17 protein-coding genes and 1 pseudogene are annotated in these 19,035 nt (G+C 40.9%); 8 read left to right on the forward strand and 10 right to left on the reverse strand.

Annotated elements, in window-relative coordinates; genetic code table 11:
• Nucleotides 1–4 precede the first annotated feature (4 nt).
• A complete protein-coding gene (gene sucD / locus K1T76_RS03205; RefSeq protein ID WP_019836778.1) occupies nucleotides 5–895 on the forward strand; it encodes a succinate--CoA ligase subunit alpha in 891 nt (296 codons plus the stop codon).
• Between the two features lie 213 nt (nucleotides 896–1,108).
• On the opposite strand, the pseudogene K1T76_RS03210 reads toward sucD, so the two are convergent.
• Both K1T76_RS03210 and trpS read right to left on the reverse strand, forming a co-directional pair.
• Nucleotides 1,109–2,182, reverse strand: a pseudogene (locus K1T76_RS03210) (poly-beta-1,6-N-acetyl-D-glucosamine N-deacetylase PgaB).
• 489 nt (nucleotides 2,183–2,671) lie between these two features.
• Nucleotides 2,672–3,685 carry a tryptophan--tRNA ligase gene (trpS, locus tag K1T76_RS03215; protein WP_019836775.1) on the reverse strand — a complete coding sequence of 338 codons (1,014 nt, stop codon included), beginning with the start codon at nucleotides 3,683–3,685 and terminating at the stop codon, nucleotides 2,672–2,674.
• 191 nt (nucleotides 3,686–3,876) lie between these two features.
• On the opposite strand from trpS, the gene K1T76_RS03220 reads away from it, so the two are divergent.
• The 3 genes from K1T76_RS03220 to K1T76_RS03230 all read left to right on the forward strand — a co-directional run bounded on the left by K1T76_RS03220 (nucleotide 3,877) and on the right by K1T76_RS03230 (nucleotide 6,200).
• Nucleotides 3,877–4,806: a DUF808 domain-containing protein gene (locus tag K1T76_RS03220; protein ID WP_230244057.1), complete on the forward strand. Its 930-nt coding sequence runs from the start codon at nucleotides 3,877–3,879 to the stop codon at nucleotides 4,804–4,806.
• A gap of 70 nt (nucleotides 4,807–4,876) precedes the next feature.
• Nucleotides 4,877–5,782 carry a KPN_02809 family neutral zinc metallopeptidase gene (gene ypfJ, locus K1T76_RS03225; RefSeq protein ID WP_019836774.1) on the forward strand — a complete coding sequence of 302 codons (906 nt, stop codon included), beginning with the start codon at nucleotides 4,877–4,879 and terminating at the stop codon, nucleotides 5,780–5,782.
• 127 nt (nucleotides 5,783–5,909) lie between these two features.
• Entirely contained in the window at nucleotides 5,910–6,200 is a 291-nt protein-coding gene (locus K1T76_RS03230; protein WP_051092510.1) for an MGMT family protein, read from the forward strand.
• Nucleotides 6,201–6,358: 158 nt separating this feature from the next.
• Here the strand turns inward: K1T76_RS03230 and K1T76_RS03235 are convergent, their stop codons facing one another.
• Entirely contained in the window at nucleotides 6,359–6,799 is a 441-nt protein-coding gene (locus K1T76_RS03235; protein ID WP_019836772.1) for a universal stress protein, read from the reverse strand.
• Between the two features lie 189 nt (nucleotides 6,800–6,988).
• The gene (locus K1T76_RS03240) at nucleotides 6,989–7,627 is read right to left on the reverse strand and encodes a CatB-related O-acetyltransferase (RefSeq protein ID WP_019836771.1); all 639 of its coding nucleotides are present in this window, start codon (nucleotides 7,625–7,627) and stop codon (nucleotides 6,989–6,991) included.
• A 389-nt stretch (nucleotides 7,628–8,016) separates the two neighbouring features.
• Between K1T76_RS03240 and K1T76_RS03245 the strand changes: the two genes are divergently transcribed.
• Nucleotides 8,017–8,391 carry a hypothetical protein gene (locus K1T76_RS03245; RefSeq protein ID WP_019836769.1) on the forward strand — a complete coding sequence of 125 codons (375 nt, stop codon included), beginning with the start codon at nucleotides 8,017–8,019 and terminating at the stop codon, nucleotides 8,389–8,391.
• Nucleotides 8,392–8,858: 467 nt separating this feature from the next.
• On the opposite strand, the gene K1T76_RS03250 is transcribed toward K1T76_RS03245, so the two are convergent.
• From K1T76_RS03250 to carA, 4 genes are all read right to left on the reverse strand, one after another.
• Nucleotides 8,859–9,071 (reverse strand): hypothetical protein, encoded by a 213-nt coding sequence (locus tag K1T76_RS03250; protein ID WP_019836767.1) that lies wholly within the window; start codon nucleotides 9,069–9,071, stop codon nucleotides 8,859–8,861.
• Nucleotides 9,072–9,181: 110 nt separating this feature from the next.
• Nucleotides 9,182–9,658: a transcription elongation factor GreA gene (gene greA, locus K1T76_RS03255; protein WP_230244058.1), complete on the reverse strand. Its 477-nt coding sequence runs from the start codon at nucleotides 9,656–9,658 to the stop codon at nucleotides 9,182–9,184.
• Between the two features lie 83 nt (nucleotides 9,659–9,741).
• Complete coding sequence (gene carB / locus K1T76_RS03260; protein ID WP_019836765.1) at nucleotides 9,742–12,972, reverse strand: carbamoyl-phosphate synthase large subunit; 3,231 nt, start codon at nucleotides 12,970–12,972, stop codon at nucleotides 9,742–9,744.
• A 15-nt stretch (nucleotides 12,973–12,987) separates the two neighbouring features.
• Nucleotides 12,988–14,127 carry a glutamine-hydrolyzing carbamoyl-phosphate synthase small subunit gene (carA, locus tag K1T76_RS03265; protein WP_019836764.1) on the reverse strand — a complete coding sequence of 380 codons (1,140 nt, stop codon included), beginning with the start codon at nucleotides 14,125–14,127 and terminating at the stop codon, nucleotides 12,988–12,990.
• 323 nt (nucleotides 14,128–14,450) lie between these two features.
• On the opposite strand from carA, the gene K1T76_RS03270 reads away from it, so the two are divergent.
• Nucleotides 14,451–14,930: a hypothetical protein gene (locus K1T76_RS03270; protein WP_019836763.1), complete on the forward strand. Its 480-nt coding sequence runs from the start codon at nucleotides 14,451–14,453 to the stop codon at nucleotides 14,928–14,930.
• Nucleotides 14,931–15,056: 126 nt separating this feature from the next.
• On the opposite strand, the gene K1T76_RS03275 is transcribed toward K1T76_RS03270, so the two are convergent.
• Both K1T76_RS03275 and yhbY read right to left on the reverse strand, forming a co-directional pair.
• Entirely contained in the window at nucleotides 15,057–15,596 is a 540-nt protein-coding gene (locus K1T76_RS03275) for a DOMON-like domain-containing protein (RefSeq protein WP_019836762.1), read from the reverse strand.
• A 6-nt stretch (nucleotides 15,597–15,602) separates the two neighbouring features.
• A complete protein-coding gene (gene yhbY, locus K1T76_RS03280; protein ID WP_004972158.1) occupies nucleotides 15,603–15,926 on the reverse strand; it encodes a ribosome assembly RNA-binding protein YhbY in 324 nt (107 codons plus the stop codon).
• Nucleotides 15,927–16,223: 297 nt separating this feature from the next.
• Here yhbY and rlmE point away from each other — a divergent pair, with 297 nt between their 5' ends.
• Together rlmE and ftsH are read left to right on the forward strand one after the other, a co-directional pair.
• Complete coding sequence (gene rlmE, locus K1T76_RS03285) at nucleotides 16,224–16,874, forward strand: 23S rRNA (uridine(2552)-2'-O)-methyltransferase RlmE (protein WP_019836761.1); 651 nt, start codon at nucleotides 16,224–16,226, stop codon at nucleotides 16,872–16,874.
• 137 nt (nucleotides 16,875–17,011) lie between these two features.
• Nucleotides 17,012–18,901, forward strand: coding sequence for an ATP-dependent zinc metalloprotease FtsH (gene ftsH, locus K1T76_RS03290; RefSeq protein ID WP_019836760.1), 1,890 nt, complete (start codon nucleotides 17,012–17,014; stop codon nucleotides 18,899–18,901).
• Nucleotides 18,902–19,035: the final 134 nt, after the last annotated feature.

A 19,035-nucleotide genomic window follows, 5' to 3' on the forward strand; every position in this document is an offset into this window, starting at 1 on the left:
AGGCATGAGCGTATTAATTGATAAAAACACCAAAGTATTGGTTCAGGGTTTTACGGGTAAGAACGGGACTTTTCACTCAGCACAAGCACTCGACTATGGCACGAAAGTGGTGGGTGGGGTCACGCCAGGTAAAGGTGGTCAAACACATTTAGAATTACCCGTGTTTAACACTATGAAAGAAGCGGTACGTGAAACAGCTGCAGATGCATCCGTGATTTATGTACCAGCACCATTTGTTCTAGATTCGATTGTGGAAGCTGTAGATTCAGGCGTAGGTTTAATTGTCGTGATTACAGAAGGCGTGCCAACCATCGACATGCTCAAGGCTAAGCGCTATTTGGAAACCAATAGCAATGGAACACGTTTAGTTGGGCCGAATTGTCCAGGCGTGATTACACCAGGCGAATGTAAAATTGGCATTATGCCAGGACATATTCATCAACCAGGCCGTATTGGAATTATTTCACGTTCAGGTACGCTGACGTATGAAGCGGTAGCTCAAACTACAAAACTTGGACTTGGACAATCGACTTGTATTGGTATTGGAGGGGATCCAATTCCAGGAATGAATCAGATTGATGCTTTAAAATTATTCCAAGATGACCCAGATACTGATGCCATTATTATGATTGGTGAGATTGGCGGAACGGCAGAAGAAGAGGCTGCTGAATATATTCAGTCCAATGTCAGCAAACCTGTAGTGGGTTATATTGCAGGTGTGACTGCACCAAAAGGCAAGCGTATGGGGCATGCGGGTGCAATTATTTCAGGCGGTAAAGGCACAGCAGAAGAAAAGTTTGCTGCCTTTGAGCGAGCGGGAATGGCATATACACGTAGTCCTGCAGAATTAGGTTCTACCATGCTGCAAGTACTTAAGGAAAAAGGTTTGGCTTAAGCTAAATTTCGGCAATCTAATTAACAGATCATTCAATCATTAGATTGCCTATTAAGCAGAACATAATGATCGATTTAATCCCCGTAAAAGGGGATTTTTTATGTGTGAAAGCGTGCAATAATTGAAATATAAAGTTTTTTTAATCAATTAATTAAGTAAAAATTATGTAATAAGTAATATTTTATAAGGCTCTAGACTAACATATCTATTCTGCTAGTCTAGAGCCTCAAAAATAGTACGATCCAAATTTGGGTCGTATTTTTTTGCATGTCGAATTAAATCTAAATAGAATTTTTTGTGATCTTTAGCTTGTTCCATATAGGGCATGGCCATAATTGCGTTGTAATCATAATAACGGTAGGTACTTGGCATGGATTGTGAAAACCACTATTCGCTTTGTGGTTGAAGCACCACAGGTGCATACATGTTCCGAGCAACCAATAAATTCGGTTGGTATTGCTTTAAAACTTGGGTGATGCCCGCAGCCAATTGATCCAAGTACGCAGTTTTGTGTTTGGCTAAACGTCCCTGCAAAGGGTGTCGAATATTGTTGAAAATTCGTTTTGAAAAGCCCCATTCTTGATAGTACTTACGTGCCGAAGCCGAAGAGTCTTCATAATCTGACAAGGTAATATCATCATGGTACAGCACACCATCTACAGGGTTGTGCTGAATAAAATCACGGAAAATATCGACAATAATTGCCAAGTTTTTCTCTTCAAAAGGAGAAAGGCGAATATAGCCTTTTTGACCGCCTTGACGATGTTCTACATAGTTTAAATCTTGAGCTTTGGGTAATTCCCAAGCCAGCACTGGTAGCCAAGCATAGACTTGTTGAACCTGAGTTTTATCACGAATGAGTTGATGCACCTGTTGAAACAAATTGTCCCGCACTGGTACATGGCGGTTCTCAAAATAAACCTGATCGGCTGAACCATTGGCATCTGGGTCGGCAAAAGCCTGCAAAAAAATGGTATTGGGCTGAATGGCATTAATACGTTGAATTAAGGCTTGTATATTTCGCTTTTGTTGGGCTTTGTCGGTGTCAAACATATAATCTAAATCAATGTGCATGATGCGCATTTTTGCAATGTGATGCTTGTGTAGATTAGGTTTGGGTGAATTTGCGTTAGGCAGTTTTAGTGGCTCATGCAAAACATGCTGAATAGGGTGGTCTGGTATCACCACCAAGGCGTGTATTTGTGCGTAAGTGGAAATCGTCATCAAGAGTCCAATTTGACTGATACGCTGAATAGTTCGGATGAGTCCAGACATAAATAAGGGCATCACATTTAAAGCTGTACAACAGAATAGAGTTACTTTAATTGGAATACCGTTGGCTTCAAGTAGAATTTTGCAATGATGCTGTTGAGTCCTGTATTACCTCTAATAAAGAGTCAGTTGTGATGTATACAATTTGCTAAAAGTTTAGGTATATGCAGGTATCAAGGCGATAATTCAGACAAAAAAATACGCAATGATTGGGGTGATCATTGCGTAGGAACTACGAATCTGCATACACAGTTTCGGTAAAGGAGAAATGTTATGAAATTAGGATTGCTCCTAAAGCATGTGATTATCATAAGCAAAACCTGAATACTCTTCCTCAGTATTCGAGTTACGTGATGTTAAGTAACGTAACTAATAAGTGTTTTGTGTGAGTAAAATCACGAGATTTTGAAGGTTTTGCAGAAATAAAAAAGCCTCTAATTTTAGTAAATTAGAGGCTTTGGTTTTAAGCAATACGTGATAAAACAGGTGTTTAGAAAAAATGGTTTAGAAACGGAAAACGCCTAATCCAGCTTTCACTTCGTCTAAAGTTTGCTGAGTAATATCACGACATTTATCTGTACCCGATTTCAAAATGTCCATAATGTAATCTGGGTCTTTTGCCAACTCGATACGACGTTCACGGATAGGCCCAATCAATTCTTTTAGAATGCCTTCCAAACGCTTTTTCACCGTACCATCGCCCAAACCACCACGACGATAATGCGCTTTCAGTTCTTCAAGTTCTTCTTTGTTGGTATCGAAGGCATCTAAATAAGTAAATACTACGTTGCCTTCAACCTGACCTGGGTCTTCGATACGCAGGTGATTTGGGTCGGTGTACATTGCATTGACAGCTTTTTTAATGTCTTTGTCTGTGGCATCTAACACAATGGTATTGCCCAGTGATTTTGACATTTTCGCTTTACCATCAAAACCAGGTAAACGTCCGATATTTGACAACAATGCCTGACATTCAGGTAGCAAGTCATGACCAATTTGACGATTCACCCGACGCACAATTTCATTGGTCTGTTCAATCATTGGAATTTGGTCTTCACCTACAGGAACGACCGTTGCTTTAAATGCAGTAATATCGGCTGCTTGAGCTACAGGGTAGCACAGGAAACCTGCAGGAATATCACGCTCAAAACCACGCATCTGAATTTCAGATTTAATGGTTGGGTTACGCTCCAAACGTGCCACAGTCACGAAGTTTAAATACAACATGGTAAGTTCGTTTAGCGCTGGCAGGCAAGATTGCACGCAAATGGTGGTTTTTGTTGGATCAATCCCCACCGCTAAATAATCGGTTGCTACCTCAATAATATTGCGACGTACTTTTTCAAAGTTGTCGGCATTGTCAGTTAAGGCTTGAGCATCGGCAAGTAACAGATGTTGATGATGCGAGTCTTGTAAACCTACACGTGAACGTAAAGAACCCACAAAGTGACCTAAATGTAGCTGTCCAGTCGGACGATCGCCCGTCAAAATCACAGGACGATTATCTTGATTACTCATTTTTTATTCCAAGTCGTATCTACGACATCTATGTACCGATGAATTGCTACATTGTAAGGCATAACATTTTTCAATGTCACTTCCTTAAACAGATTGAATTGAATTCGTTTAAAAAATTAATGAAGTAAATACAGAGTTTATTTGCGTACAGTTTTAAAATAGATAGAAAATCGCATAAGGATAACAAAGCAATGGCGAGCAGCTTATTACTTTTATTAGATGACATTGCAACCGTTTTAGATGATGTAGCCGTCATGAGTAAAATGGCTGCTAAAAAAACAGCAGGGGTATTGGGTGATGATCTGGCATTGAATGCGCAGCAGGTCAGTGGTGTGCGTGCAGATCGTGAGTTACCTGTAGTGTGGCGGGTAGCTAAGGGCTCTTTTGTTAATAAATTGATTTTAGTACCGTTGGCACTGCTCATTAGCGTGGTTGCCGCATGGTTGATTAATCCATTATTGGTCATTGGTGGGTTGTTCTTAAGCTATGAGGGTGTTGAAAAGATCATGCACACCCTACAGCACAAAAAAGCAAAAACTGCCGCAGAAGCGCAATTAGAATTGATTCAGACTGAGCAAGACCTTGCTCGTTTTGAAAATGAAAAAATTAAAGGTGCAGTGCGTACTGACTTTATTCTATCGGCTGAAATTGTGGTGATTTCATTAGGTACAGTCGCAGCCGCCAGTTTCTTAACCAAAGTGACCGTATTAAGCGTAATTGCCATTGCCATGACCGTTGGGGTCTATGGCTTAGTTGCATTTATTGTCAAAATTGATGACATTGGTTTACATCTGACTGAACAAGCATCTAATTTTAAACAACGTATTGGTCGTGGCTTATTGGCATTCGCCCCGATATTAATGAAAACTTTGTCGGTTGTTGGGACTGCTGCCATGTTTTTAGTGGGTGGTGGTATTATCAATCATGCTATTCCATTTGTGCACCATTTCACAGAAGATACAGTAGAGTATGTTCAAGACATCCCAACTATGGGCAGCATTGTAGGGGCTGTAACGCCAACCTTAATGAATTTTGCGGTGGGTATTTTAGCGGGTGTATTGGTTGTGATTGTGGTTACACTGATTCAAAAAGTATGGCCAAAGTCTAAACAGAGTCAATAAGCCCTGCTTCAAGACTTAGACTATATTTAGAATGAACTATCATTCAAAAAATTGAGAAAGGATAAGAATAATGCGTTGGAAAGGTCGTCGAGTTAGTACGAATGTAGAAGACCGCCGTGGTGGAGGCGGAGCTAAAGCGGGTGGAATCAGTATTTTGGGCTTAGTGGTGGCCTTTGTTGCGTGGAAGTTTTTTGGGGTCGATCCTCAATCAGCTTATCAAGCGACCAAGCAAGTCACCTCGCATGCACAAAGTGCTGAAACCAAAGGTCTAGATAATCCAAGTCCTGAACAACAAGAGGCAATTGAGTTTGTGGGTACTGTTTTGGCGGATACCGAAGATACATGGTCACAAGTGTTTCAGCAGCAGCTAGATAGCCAATATGTGCCGCCTAAACTGGTGTTATTTACAGGTGTGGTTAATTCTGGCTGTGGTACGGCACAATCGGCAATGGGGCCGTTTTATTGCCCAGCCGATCAAAAAGTATATATTGATACTTCATTCTTCCAAGCCATGCGTCAGCAAATGGGTATTGGTGGTGAACAAAATCAGACTGAATTAAGCCGAGATGATCAGGCAGGTGATTTTGCCCAAGCCTACGTTGTGGCACATGAAGTTGGGCATCATATTCAGACCATTTTAGGAATTTCAGAGCAAGTGCATAAAGCACGTCAGCAAGTCAGTGAAGTGCAGGGCAATCAGCTTTCGGTGCGTCAGGAACTGCAAGCGGACTGTTTATCGGGGGTGTGGGCGCATCATAACCATCAACGTACTCAATTCCTTGAACAAGGCGATATCGAAGAAGCCATGGATGCAGCACATAAAATTGGCGATGATTATTTGCAAAAACGTGCACGTGGACAAGTCGTACCTGATAGCTTTACCCATGGCACCAGTGTTCAGCGCGTACAATGGTTCCAGACTGGCTTAAAATCAGGCTTGATTAATGATTGTGATACATTCAATGCCGCAATTTAAAGACTCAAATTCAAGTTTTACAAACAAAAGGAGTGTAGTCAGTCGCTCCTTTTTTATCGGCTAAATCAACGCGAGTGGATGGGTGCAAAAAACTTTAAGCCATAAACCGAGTGATGAATTAGCTCACATGATTTTGAACGTGGTGTGTTTAATTCCAGCAGGTCAGGTTGCGACCTATGGGCAAGTGGCACGTCTAGCGGGGCTGCCCAAACATGCACGTTTGGTCGGTTATGTCCTTAAGCATTTATCGGCAGAACATACAGTGCCGTGGCATCGGGTGATTAATGCGCAAGGAAAAATTAGCCTAAGCAAGTTCAACGCCCAAGGAGAAAATATACAAACGGTAAAATTGCAAAAGGAAGGGGTTCTGGTCATTGCAGGGAAGGTGAATTTAAAACAATACCAATGGCAGAATTAAACTTTACTGTTAAATTGAGTGTTTAATATTGAGATGTGATGATACTGAAGCAAGTTTGCTGAGTGAAAAGAAGCAATAAAAGTTTCGGAATAAACAAAAAAACTAATAAATGAGAGGGGGAAGTTCCTCGCTTCCGTAGAAATGAGGAACACGCAATCTTATTGACGTACCACAAGTACAGGTGTAGTGCCTTCGCTTAGGATGCTTTGCGCAACACTACCTAAGAATAATTTTTTCAAGCCAGTACGACCATGTGAACCAATCACAATAAGGTCAGCATTTAACTCTTTCGCAGCGTTGGTAATTTCGCGTGCAATCACTTGACCTTCAAGTAGTTTAGTTTCAGCTTCAACACCTTGTTCAGTGAATTTTTGCTTTGCTTCTTCTAAAGTTTTCACGATAGAAGCACGCGCGCGTTCAATCAAGTCATTGGTTTGGTTTGCAGTGATGTATTCTGCAGCAATATACGGGTCAAGTGTAAGTACTTGTACCACAGTGATTTTACTACCAAATGCTTTTGCAAGTTCAGCAGCCTTTGCAACAGCAGCAAAAGAAGTTTCAGAACCGTCCACTGGTACGAGGATGTTTTGGTAAGCCATGAGTGTTTCTCCTTATTGTAATTTCAATACTTTAATAAAATATTCGCTCTGAGTGCTGTCTTATCTTACGCTGAATTTATATAGAATAAAACCCAGTAATTTCATAAAGATAATTGAGTGCTGTAAGTCCTTATTTCACCATAATTTAGCATGAAATTGTGAAGCTGTGCTTTCAATTCAACTAAAGTTTTAATCAATTTTTGTTTGCGTGTTTTTCAAAAAATTGATTAGTTGATGAACATCATCACTCTGTAATTGTTCGCGGATTTTCAGTAAATATTTTTCATCTAAATCATACAGTTTTAGTGCCAAAAGTTGAGCAATCTCTACTTCACTAAAACGGTATTTGATGACTTTAGCAGGTACTCCTGCCACGATGGCATAAGGCGGTACATCTTGTGTGACCACTGCACCTGTCGCCACAATTGCACCTTCACCTAGTTCAACGCCTTGCATAATCATGGCACGACTACCAATCCAGCATCCATCCCCAATTTTGGTATCACCTTCAGCTACAAAACTACGGGTGTCAAATGGAAAAGCAGAAATCCAATCACTGCGATGCAATTGATTGCCCCCCATCATAATCACACATTCCGCACCAAAGCAGACAAAATTGCCTATAAAGAGCTGATCAATAGGCTTTTCTGCTGTGGCGGGTTTGTCGTGCAAATAGCGCACGACACAACGCTCGAAGCCCTGATCCCAATAAGCTGAATAATAAGAATAATTGCCTTTAATATGGATATTGGGGTTTTTTACAGTTTTGGAGATAAACTCAAATTCGCACCAGTGTTTGACAGGGGAATTAATCAGCGTTCCGGACATGGTGTATGTATAAAAAATTAATGAAATAGAATTATATATGAGTTACTTTTGATTTCTTATAATATTCATCCTGACAGAAGCTAGGTGGGCGGAGAAGTTAATGTTCGTCGAAAATGAGTTTGAAGAAAAAAGAGCAGATGAAATAAAAAGAATCATTCATACCTTTACTTTGGTAATCCCCCCTAAAAAAATAATAGGATTTAAAAGTAGAATTTTCCCTTAAGATACAAGCTGGCGATTCTGCATGAAAACACCTGAATTACTGAGTTACATGGATCAAATCTCAGGTGTTGTGAATTATGTGAATCAAACATTTAGTTTATTTAATGAAGTTGAGAAAGTGCGACCAAAAAAATTGCTCAAATAAATTTTAAGGATAATCGTAATTTATGAGTGCTTTTAACATTAACCGTTACACACTAGCGCTTACGGCTATTATTTTTTACGCCTGTGGGATGCTGTACTGGGTTTTTGCCGATGCCAATTTTGATGGCATGAAATGGTTAACCATTTGGTTCTTTAGCAGTACTTTATTTTTTGGTTTTTGGTTAGGTCATTTTTATGCGACGACCCCGATTGAAGAGCTTAAAGTACAAAAGAAAAAGCTGCTATGGGAGCATATCAAAGTTGGTGTGATGACTGTCGTGGTAGTCGCTATGGCAACAGGTTTAAATAAAAAGGTCGCTATTCTTGTTTTGGATATAGAGGGTTATGTCAGTGAACTCAAACAAGCAAAAGTGATTATGAGGGGGGGTAAAAGCTAATTTAAATAGGTTTTCAGGAACTGGTGTTTTCCCGGTAATGGATGTTAATAATGCTGATATAGAGGCAACCCCTGTTTGTGATCTAATCTTAAAAGATAAATGCCAATATGGTTATATGATGGATCAAGGTTTTGATATTCAATATATTGATGATTTGAAATATCCATTGAAATATAGATATTTGATCTTCAACATCAAATCACCCGACTTTTATCGAGGGATTGATTATCATGTTCATTTATATAAAACCAATCAACGCTATGTGTGGTATCTGATCTTTTTTACTATTATACCTGCATTAATCTTTGTATTTTTAATTCCATATCTTCTGTTTTTAAATAAACACCGTAAAATCAATTGACTAACGTTTAGCCAGTCTGGATAGTTCAACCACCAAAAGGCAACTTTAATTGATAAATAATAATTCCTCAAAAGAGATTGCTTTAGTGATTTGAAGCTTAAAGTATTTATCTTAAAAAATTCCACAAATACATAAAAACATTTTTAGCACTGTTTGGAAATAAGAATCCCCAAATGGCAAAAAAGAGTGATGATGCCAATACGATACTGACAGGACTGGTTTGTATATTGATGAAGAGTCCCCAGACTGGAATTAAAATCAGTCCTAACACAGCCCCAGAAAGCGCATAAACAAATGCATGAATAATGCGATTTTCCATCTTATTTTCCTCTATTTTTATCGCAGTATAATCTATAAGATCGGCTGTATGATTTATAGGCAATAAAAAACCCCTCAAAGAGGGGCATCACGTGCAGTTATCTTTAATTCTTAAAGATATTCTACATTCACAATTTCGTATTCCACTTCGCCTTGCGGAGTAACTATCTTGGCTTCATCGCCTTCATTTTTACCCAACAAACCGCGTGCAATTGGTGAGTTCACTGAAATTTTATTGATTTTAAAATCAGCTTCGTCATCACCCACGATTTTGTAAGTTTTGCGTTCTTCAGTGTCCAGATTTTCAATAGTCACAGTGACGCCAAAAACTACACGACCGTTTTGCTCCAGTTCTTTAACATCAATCACCTGGCAAGCACCCAGTTTACCTTCGATGTCCTGAATGCGGCCTTCGCAGAAACCTTGCTGTTCACGTGCGGCATGGTATTCAGCATTTTCTTTTAAATCGCCATGTTCACGTGCTTCTGCAATCGCTGCAGTAATACGTGGACGATCCACAGTTTTCAGTTGGTGTAATTCTTTCTCTAGGGCAAGTTTGCCTTCGGGAGTCATAGGATAACGTTGCATAGTTGTCCCTCTTTAAAAAATTGAAGTCTATAAATGAAAAAAAGCCCGCCACCCGAAAGGTGACGGGACTCTATTGAAATATATTAACCTACAGTAAGATCTTGTAGGCGATATACATCCATTGGTAATTTAATCGCTAAGGCTTGGCATACAGCATCTGCACCATTCAAGGTCGTGGTGTAATACACTTTACCTTGCAATGCAGAACGACGGATTGAGAATGAATCCTGCTGCGCTTGTTTGCCTTCAGAAGTATTGATGATGAGGTGAATCTCACCATTTTTCAAGCGGTCTACAATGTGTGGGCGACCTTCAGTCACTTTATTCACACGTTCACACTCAATACCTGCATCGGTGATGACTTTGTGCGTACCACCTGTTGCAACAAGTTTGAAGCCAAAATCAGCCAATTGTTTTGCAATACGCGCTACATGCGGTTTATCTGACTCACGTACAGACAAGAATGCATGTTTCACTTCGCCTTCAGTTGGGATTCCTGGTAAGCGATCATTCGAGCCTAGCACAGCTTTATAGAATGCTTCACCAAAAGTTTTGCCCACGCCCATGACTTCACCTGTAGATTTCATCTCAGGCCCAAGCACTGGGTCTACACCAGGGAACTTGTTGAATGGAAACACAGCTTCTTTCACAGAGAAGTGTTGCGGAATAATTTCTTTAGTAAAGCCTTGAGCTTCTAAAGATTGACCCGCCATACAACGTGCTGCAACTTTAGCCAATGATTCGCCAATACACTTAGAAACGAACGGAACAGTACGTGATGCACGTGGGTTCACTTCTAAGATATAAACGTCATTGCCTTTCACTGCAAACTGTACGTTCATTAGACCAATAACGCCCAACTCTTTTGCCATGGCAACAGTTTGACGACGCATTTCGTCCTGTACTTCATCTGACAATGAGTAAGGTGGAATTGAACATGCTGAGTCACCAGAGTGAATACCAGCTTGTTCGATGTGCTGCATAATACCGCCAATCACCACATCTTTACCGTCAGATACGCAGTCTACGTCAACTTCAATCGCATCATCCAAGAAACGGTCTAACAGTACAGGTGCATCGTTAGAAGCTTGAACTGCATCACGCAGGTAACGTTTCAATTCTTCTTCGTTATACACAATTTCCATTGCACGACCACCCAATACATAAGATGGACGAACAACCAGCGGATAACCCACTTTCGCTGCTTCTGCGATACCTTCTTCAGCAGATTTAACAATGCTGTTGTTTGGCTGACGCAATTGCAGACGTTGAATCATTTGCTGGAAACGCTCACGGTCTTCTGCGCGGTCAATTGCATCTGGTGATGTACCAATAATTGGCGCACCTGCTTCTTCTAAAGCACGTGCCAATTTAAGTGGAGTTTGACCACCGTACTGCACAATAATGCCTTTTGGCTTTTCCGTACGAACGATTTCAAGCACATCTTCCAAAGTAATTGGTTCAAAGTACAAACGGTCTGAAGTGTCATAATCGGTAGATACTGTTTCAGGGTTACAGTTCACCATGATGGTTTCATAACCATCTTCACGCATTGCAAGCGCAGCGTGTACACAGCAGTAATCGAATTCGATACCTTGACCAATACGGTTTGGACCACCGCCAATTACCATGATCTTGTCTTTCGCTGAAGGATTTGATTCACACTCTTCATCGTAAGTTGAATACATATATGCTGTGTCAGATTCAAACTCTGCAGCACAGGTATCCACACGTTTGTAAACTGGGGTTACGCCCAAGTTCCAACGGTGTTTACGGAATTGCTTTTGTGAAATTCCCATCAAGTTCGCAATACGCAAGTCAGATAAACCTTTACGTTTGAACGAACGGATGTTGTCAGCGTTTAGATCACCAAAACCTAAAGTTTTGATTTCATTTTCAGTATTAACGATGTCTTGAATTTGAATTAAGAACCAACGGTCAATTTTGGTCGCTTCAAAAACTTCGTCCAAGCTAAAGCCGTGACGGAATGCGTCAGCCACGTACCAAATACGCTCAGGGCCTGGAACTTTTAATTCAACTAAAATCTTGTCGCGTGCGCCTTCAGCACCCACTTCAATTTTTTCGTCAAAACCACAAGCACCAGTTTCTAAACCGCGAAGGGCTTTATTTACAGACTCTTGGAAGTTACGACCAATCGCCATGACTTCACCTACAGATTTCATCTGTGTGGTTAAAGTCGCGTCTGCTTGCGGGAACTTTTCAAAGTTGAAACGTGGAACTTTAGTGACAACGTAGTCAATTGATGGTTCAAATGATGCAGGTGTTGTGCCGCCTGTGATGTCATTTTTCAATTCATCAAGGGTGTAGCCTACAGCCAGTTTTGCTGCAACTTTTGCAATAGGGAAACCAGTAGCTTTGGATGCAAGTGCAGATGAACGAGATACACGTGGGTTCATCTCAATCACAACCATACGGCCAGTATTCGGGCAAATACCGAACTGAACGTTAGAACCACCTGTTTCTACACCAATTTCACGAAGTACCGCTAAAGATGCATTACGCATCAATTGGTATTCTTTATCCGTTAAGGTTTGCGCAGGAGCAACGGTAATTGAGTCACCTGTGTGCACGCCCATTGGGTCAAAGTTTTCAATTGAACATACAATGATACAGTTGTCGTTTTTGTCACGTACAACTTCCATCTCGTATTCTTTCCAACCAATGAGTGATTCATCAATCAATAACTGTTTAGTTGGAGAAAGATCGAAACCGCGTTCACAGATTTCAAGGAATTCTTCTTTGTTGTATGCGATACCGCCACCAGAACCACCCATCGTGAATGATGGACGAATAATCACAGGGAAGCCAAAGCGAGATTGAATCTCAAGGGCTTCTTCCATAGATTCAGCAATCGCAGCTTTTGGACACTCAAGACCAATTTTGCGCATTGCTTCATCAAACAATTTACGGTCTTCAGCTTTTTCAATCGCGTCTTTGGTTGCGCCAATTAATTCAACATTGTATTTGGCTAAAATACCGTTGGCATCTAATGCAAGCGCACAGTTCAACGCAGTTTGACCGCCCATGGTCGGAAGTACTGCATCTGGACGTTCTTTTTCAATGATTGCTGCAACAGTCTGCCAAGTGATTGGCTCGATATAAGTTGCATCTGCCATTGCAGGGTCAGTCATGATGGTCGCAGGGTTCGAGTTTACCAAAATAACGCGGTAACCTTCTTCGCGCAGCGCTTTACATGCTTGAGCACCAGAATAGTCAAACTCACAGGCCTGACCAATAACAATAGGACCAGCACCAATAATTAAGATGCTTTTAATATCCGTACGTTTAGGCATTATTTCGCTCCTTAATTACTTCTTAGCGGCTTCAATAAGTTCGATGAAATGATCGAACAATGGTGCGCAGTCATGTGGACCTGGACTTGCTTCTGGGTGACCTTGGAAGCTAAATGCAGGCTTGTCTGTACGATGAATACCTTGGTTTGTGCCATCGAACAATGAACGATGCGTTGAACGTACATTGTTTGGTAAGGTACTTTCATCTACCGCGAAGCCGTGGTTCTGAGAAGTAATCATCACTGTACCAGTTTCTAAGTTCTGTACAGGATGGTTTGCGCCGTGGTGTCCGTTCGGCATTTTCATTGTTTTTGCACCTGATGCAAGTGCAAGAATTTGGTGACCTAAACAGATACCAAATACAGGAGTATTCGTGGTTTCTACAATTGTTTTTACAGCTTCAATTGCGTAGTCACATGCAGCAGGGTCGCCAGGGCCATTTGACAAGAAAATGCCATCTGGGTTTAACGCAAGGACTTGTTCAGCAGGGGTTTGTGCAGGAACAACGGTTAATTGACAACCGCGGTCTGCCAGCATACGCAGGATGTTGGTTTTGACACCGTAATCGTATGCAACCACATGATATTTAAGTTCAGGTTGAGTAAAGCCTTTGCCAAGTTCCCATGAACCTTCAGTCCATTCAAAACCTTCAGGGTCGCAGCATACTTTTGCAAGATCTAAGCCGTTTAACCCGCCAAATGCACGTGCTTTCGCAATTGCTTCTTCTTCAGTGATATTTTCACCAGCAAGAATACAACCATTTTGCGCACCTTTGGAGCGTAAAATACGGGTCAATTTACGGGTGTCAATATCGGCAATTGCAACAACATTGTGTTGTTGTAAGTATTCGCCTAAAGATTGAGCAGAACGGAAGTTACTGTGTAATAAAGGCAAATCACGGATAATTAAACCGTTTGCCCATACTTTATGAATTCGACCTGACTCAACATCTTCATCATTGCAACCAGTGTTCCCAATATGTGGGTAAGTTAAAGTCACAAGTTGTTGTGCATAACTCGGGTCGGTCAAAATTTCTTGATAGCCAGTCATGGCAGTGTTAAAAACGACTTCACCAGTCGTACTTCCCGTCGCACCGATAGACGTACCTTTAAAGATTGTACCGTCGGCGAGGGCTAAAATGGCGGGGGTGCTCAAACCAAAGCTCCTGAACTAAAACCACAAAAATAGGGCTGTAAAAAAGCGAGTAGACGAAAAAAAAGGAAGGTCAATATTTAAACCTACCCTCCTATGTCTGCTCGCTTGAACTTAACATTGCATTATACGCATGAACTCGCCAAAAGTCCATTGTGAATCTGACGAATATGTAAGATAAAAGGCTTGCTTTTTTTGCTAGGTTTATGTTGTGGCTTGTAGTCTAAATGTAAGCAATATACGATTGTTAGACAATTCAAAACCCATTTTAGTCTAAATTGCCTTATGCTTAATTTATAAACAACAACGACCTTAGGTGAAGCAAAATGACTGAACAACAAAAATCAGTAGCTGATAACAAAGCCATTAAAGATACGGTGCATGAGAGTGCTGAAAAGCTTGAGAAAGTAACGCATGATGCCAAAGAGCAGGTGCTTGATGTAGTTGCGGAAACGCAAGAAAAAGTTCAAGCCGAAGCCAAACAACTCAATGCCAGCGTGCAAGAGCAATTGGGTCAGTTAAAGCAAGATGTGTTGCAAAAAATTGAAGCTTTAAAAGCACAATTTGGCAGTTCACCTAAAGATTTGGGTGAATTAAAAGATTTTGTAAAAACTGAATTTAGCGCAATCATTGAAGATCTTTCTAAACTTGGTAAAGAGTTGAAAGAAGATGTCAGCAGCATTTCAGTGAAACACAAAGACCAATTGGCTGAAACTTTTAAGCGTTCTAAAGAGCACACATTGGAAGCGTGGAAAAAAGTAAATCCATCAAAAACTGAAACGAATGATGAAGCTGATCAAGCATAATCCCGTTTAAACTGTTGCAGATTCAGCCATAAAAAAAGTGAGGTCATACGCCTCACTTTTTTTTATTTAAACTTTTCGCTCAGACCAAAAACTAGTTGTTTCAATCTAAACTATCATTAATCACAGTTAGAACTGATGTAGCCAATCCCGCTTATTGTGAAAATCGGCGGCAGGACTGCTGTGTTGCATGGCATAAAATTGCTCGCCCTGACTGGTTTTGAGCACAGCCGTCAGCCCAATAAACAAATCTGTCCATTTCAGTTTATGTTTCAGCATAAATTCGGTTAAATCCAGACTGACATTTAAACCGTAATGCGTACGTTTTAGCTGATTCAACTCAATATCATAAGCGGCTACAGGTGGCATTTGCTCAGGATAACGATATTCTTCAAAGGCATAGGCTTGCCAAGCTTGAGAAGGGGAGAGATTGATTTCACGATAAAAATCTTCGCCCTGAACGCCAATGAAAATTTCAAAGCAGGTCTGTTCCCACAAAAAGTCCTGACGTGGATGTGAAGCTACCAATGCAGGCCATTCGACCCACTGATTCGGATCACGCAGCCAATAACCTACATTTAAGCTAAACGGACTTTGTTGTTCAATTGCACCGACCAAAGAAATCGCTTGAAACTGACGATCAAAGGCGCTGAGTTCGTAACTTGCCATTTCAGCTTAGTTAGACAAATGCGCGTGACGAACTAAATTTGACAACTTAGCATTTTGTTTTGCTGCTTTTTTATAAAGCAAAGCAATTTTACCAATGGTTTGTACCACTTCAGAACCTGTTGCTGCAGCAATTTCAGTAATTACAGCTGCACGTACTTCACGGTCTTCACCACCAATTTTGACTTTAATTAATTCGTGATCATTTAAAGCACGGTTGGTTTCTTCAATTACATTTTCAGTCAAACCTTGACCGCCAACCATCACTACGGGGTTAAGTGCATGACCAATTTGACGTAAACGCTTGCGTTCCTGAATAGAGAGAGCCGCCATAAAGATAACCTAATTTTAAAAACGGCCTAGTATAACAAAAGCCAATTTGAAACGCTGTAAATTCTATGCAAATAATCCGCGAAGGTGCAGCAGTGCAAAATATCAAAAATTGAACATTTGCTTAGCTTTATCTATCTGTGATGAGTGTGGTTTTTTATGCCACAGTACAGAAATAAGCGATGGATTTAATAGAAAAAACTTGTCAGTTATTGGCATTTAGATACAGATGTCTACTGCAAGCTTGCTAATTTTCACGTACAATCGCAATTTAGATGGCTATTCGTTACTAAGAGAGTTATGGCAACACGCATTACCAACCAAAAATTATCCAAAAGTAGTCGTGCGTGGATGAGAGAGCACCTAGATGATCCCTTTGTGAAAAGAGCGCAAAAAGAAGGGTATCGTGCACGTGCTGCATACAAACTACTTGAAATTCAAGAAAAATATAAACTGATCAAACCGGGTATGACTGTGGTGGACTTAGGTGCAGCACCAGGCAGTTGGTCGCAAATTGCAGGGAAACTTGTAGGCGATAAAGGTTTGGTGATCGCTTCCGATATTTTAGAAATGGACGCACTACCAGATGTGACCTTTTTACAAGGTGACTTCCGCGAAGAAGAAGTGTTCGAAAAATTGTTAAATATTTTAAACGGACGCACGGTAGACGTTGTAATTTCTGATATGGCCCCCAATACATCAGGTAATAAAGCTGTAGATCAACCGCGTCAAATTTACTTATGTGAGTTGGCTCTTGATTTTGCCAATCGCGTATTGGGACCGAGTGGTCAGTTTGTGGTCAAAGTGTTCCAAGGTTCGGGGTTTGACGAATTTCGTAAACAGGTCGTGGACAGTTTTGATGTGTTAAAGACAGCAAAACCCGCTGCTTCACGCGCACGTTCCAAAGAAGTATTCCTTATTGGACAAGGACGTAAAAAAGCGTCTAAATAAAGTTTACTTGCCAAGCCGTTAAAAATTGTGCATTTTGTACGTTTTTAATAAATTGTCTAGCTGATCTTCAGCTTTTTTGAATGAAAGGTCACCCAGTAACGGGCATGATCAAATTAGATTGATATGGGAATAAAGCTTTGAGCGATCTCTTCAAGAATGCCGTATTGTGGCTGATTATACTTGGTGTGCTGATTCTAATTTTCAGCAACATCAATAACAGTGAAAAGCCAACTGCAATGAACTATTCAGAGTTTGTTGCAGCGGTGAATGCTGGTCAAATTAAGCAAGTCACAATTGATGGCGAAAGAATTAGTGGCGAAAAAGTCAATGGCTCGTCCTTTGAAAGTATTCGTCCAGCAGTTCAAGATCCTGAACTGATGCCGAATCTGATTAAAAACAACGTTGTTGTTGAAGGTACTGCACCTCAACGTCAAGGTTTGTTAATGCAACTATTGATCGCAAGTTTCCCTGTACTTTTAATCATTTTGTTATTCATGTTCTTTATGCGCAACATGGGTGGCGGTGCAGGTGGTAAAAACGGCCCGATGAGCTTTGGTAAATCTAAAGCTAAAATGTTGTCTGAAGACCAAATTAAAGTCACATTTGCAGATGTTGCGGGTTGTGATGAAGCAAAACAAGAAGTAGTTGAAATTGTAGATTTCTTAAAAGACCCTGCAAAATTCAAACGTCTAGGTGCAACAATTCCTAAAGGCGTGTTGATGGTTGGCCCACCAGGTACAGGTAAAACCTTACTTGCTAAAGCCATTGCAGGCGAAGCGAAAGTTCCATTCTTTAGCATTTCAGGTTCTGACTTTGTTGAAATGTTTGTAGGTGTGGGTGCATCTCGTGTTCGTGATATGTTCGAGCAAGCCAAACGCCATGCGCCATGTATTATCTTTATTGATGAGATTGATGCAGTTGGTCGTCACCGTGGTTCTGGTACAGGTGGTGGTCACGATGAGCGTGAGCAAACATTGAACCAGATGCTGGTAGAAATGGACGGTTTTGAAGGCAATGAAGGCATTATTGTCATCGCTGCGACGAACCGTGCCGATGTACTGGATAAAGCTTTATTGCGCCCAGGTCGTTTTGACCGTCAAGTAATGGTTGGCTTGCCAGACATTAAAGGTCGTGAGCAAATTCTGAATGTTCACTTGAAAAAGTTGCCTTCAGTTACAGGTGTAGATGTCAAAGTCTTGGCACGTGGTACACCGGGCTTCTCAGGTGCGCAGTTGGCAAACCTTGTGAATGAAGCTGCATTGTTTGCTGCCCGCCGTAATAAAAACACGGTGGATATGCACGACTTTGAAGATGCCAAAGACAAGTTGTATATGGGTCCTGAACGTAAGTCGATGGTGCTGCGTGAAGAAGAACGTCGTGCGACGGCTTATCATGAAGCAGGCCATGCGATTGTTGCTGAAATGCTACCGGGTACAGACCCTGTGCATAAAGTGACGATTATGCCGCGTGGTTGGGCATTGGGTGTGACATGGCAATTGCCTGAACATGACCAAACTAGCCATTATAAAGACAAAATGCTGAACGACTTGTCTATCTTGTTTGGTGGTCGTATTGCAGAAGAAGTCTTCATTAATCAAATGTCGACAGGTGCATCGAATGACTTTGAGCGTGCGACTAAATTGGCGCGCGCGATGGTGACCAAATATGGTATGTCTGACAAGTTAGGCGTAATGGTCTACGAAGATGATACACAGCAATCATTCATGGGCAGTTTAGGCAGTCGTACGATTTCTGAAGCAACTCAACAACAAGTGGATGCTGAAGTTCGTCGTATTATTGATGAGCAATATAAAGTTGCCCGCGATATTTTGGAAAATAACCAAGACATTGCCCACGCAATGGTAAAAGCATTGTTGGAATGGGAAACCATTGATCGTGACCAAATCCGTGACATTATGGAGGGTCGTGAGCCAAAGCCACCGAAGGTATATATTGCAGACAATCCTGTGATTGATGTAACACCAACTGATGGTCCTAGCACACCGCCGCCATTACCAGCGAGCTAATACCAACACGCTAAGTAATGCTGTGAATTTAAAAAAGAGCCTTTAAATAAGGCTCTTTTTTTATCGCTATAGCATGTGCGCAATCTTGTAATTATAGGCTATAAAATGGTTTGAGGGTGAAAAGAATTCAACAT

Origin of the sequence: Acinetobacter sp. PW68, from assembly GCF_020982655.1 — a bacterium.
Taxonomy (GTDB): domain Bacteria; phylum Pseudomonadota; class Gammaproteobacteria; order Pseudomonadales; family Moraxellaceae; genus Acinetobacter; species Acinetobacter towneri_A.

What these genes read in the sequence shown, in the direction of transcription:
- sucD (WP_019836778.1), top strand. Translation starts at nt 5, where the DNA reads ATGAGCGTATTAATTGATAAAAACACCAAAGTATTGGTTCAGGGTTTT.
- trpS (WP_019836775.1), bottom strand. Translation starts at nt 3,685, where the DNA reads ATGAGTAATCAAGATAATCGTCCTGTGATTTTGACGGGCGATCGTCCG.
- K1T76_RS03220 (WP_230244057.1), top strand. Translation starts at nt 3,877, where the DNA reads ATGGCGAGCAGCTTATTACTTTTATTAGATGACATTGCAACCGTTTTA.
- ypfJ (WP_019836774.1), top strand. Translation starts at nt 4,877, where the DNA reads ATGCGTTGGAAAGGTCGTCGAGTTAGTACGAATGTAGAAGACCGCCGT.
- K1T76_RS03230 (WP_051092510.1), top strand. Translation starts at nt 5,910, where the DNA reads ATGATTTTGAACGTGGTGTGTTTAATTCCAGCAGGTCAGGTTGCGACC.
- K1T76_RS03235 (WP_019836772.1), bottom strand. Translation starts at nt 6,799, where the DNA reads ATGGCTTACCAAAACATCCTCGTACCAGTGGACGGTTCTGAAACTTCT.
- K1T76_RS03240 (WP_019836771.1), bottom strand. Translation starts at nt 7,627, where the DNA reads ATGTCCGGAACGCTGATTAATTCCCCTGTCAAACACTGGTGCGAATTT.
- K1T76_RS03245 (WP_019836769.1), top strand. Translation starts at nt 8,017, where the DNA reads ATGAGTGCTTTTAACATTAACCGTTACACACTAGCGCTTACGGCTATT.
- K1T76_RS03250 (WP_019836767.1), bottom strand. Translation starts at nt 9,071, where the DNA reads ATGGAAAATCGCATTATTCATGCATTTGTTTATGCGCTTTCTGGGGCT.
- greA (WP_230244058.1), bottom strand. Translation starts at nt 9,658, where the DNA reads ATGCAACGTTATCCTATGACTCCCGAAGGCAAACTTGCCCTAGAGAAA.
- carB (WP_019836765.1), bottom strand. Translation starts at nt 12,972, where the DNA reads ATGCCTAAACGTACGGATATTAAAAGCATCTTAATTATTGGTGCTGGT.
- K1T76_RS03270 (WP_019836763.1), top strand. Translation starts at nt 14,451, where the DNA reads ATGACTGAACAACAAAAATCAGTAGCTGATAACAAAGCCATTAAAGAT.
- K1T76_RS03275 (WP_019836762.1), bottom strand. Translation starts at nt 15,596, where the DNA reads ATGGCAAGTTACGAACTCAGCGCCTTTGATCGTCAGTTTCAAGCGATT.
- yhbY (WP_004972158.1), bottom strand. Translation starts at nt 15,926, where the DNA reads ATGGCGGCTCTCTCTATTCAGGAACGCAAGCGTTTACGTCAAATTGGT.
- rlmE (WP_019836761.1), top strand. Translation starts at nt 16,224, where the DNA reads ATGGCAACACGCATTACCAACCAAAAATTATCCAAAAGTAGTCGTGCG.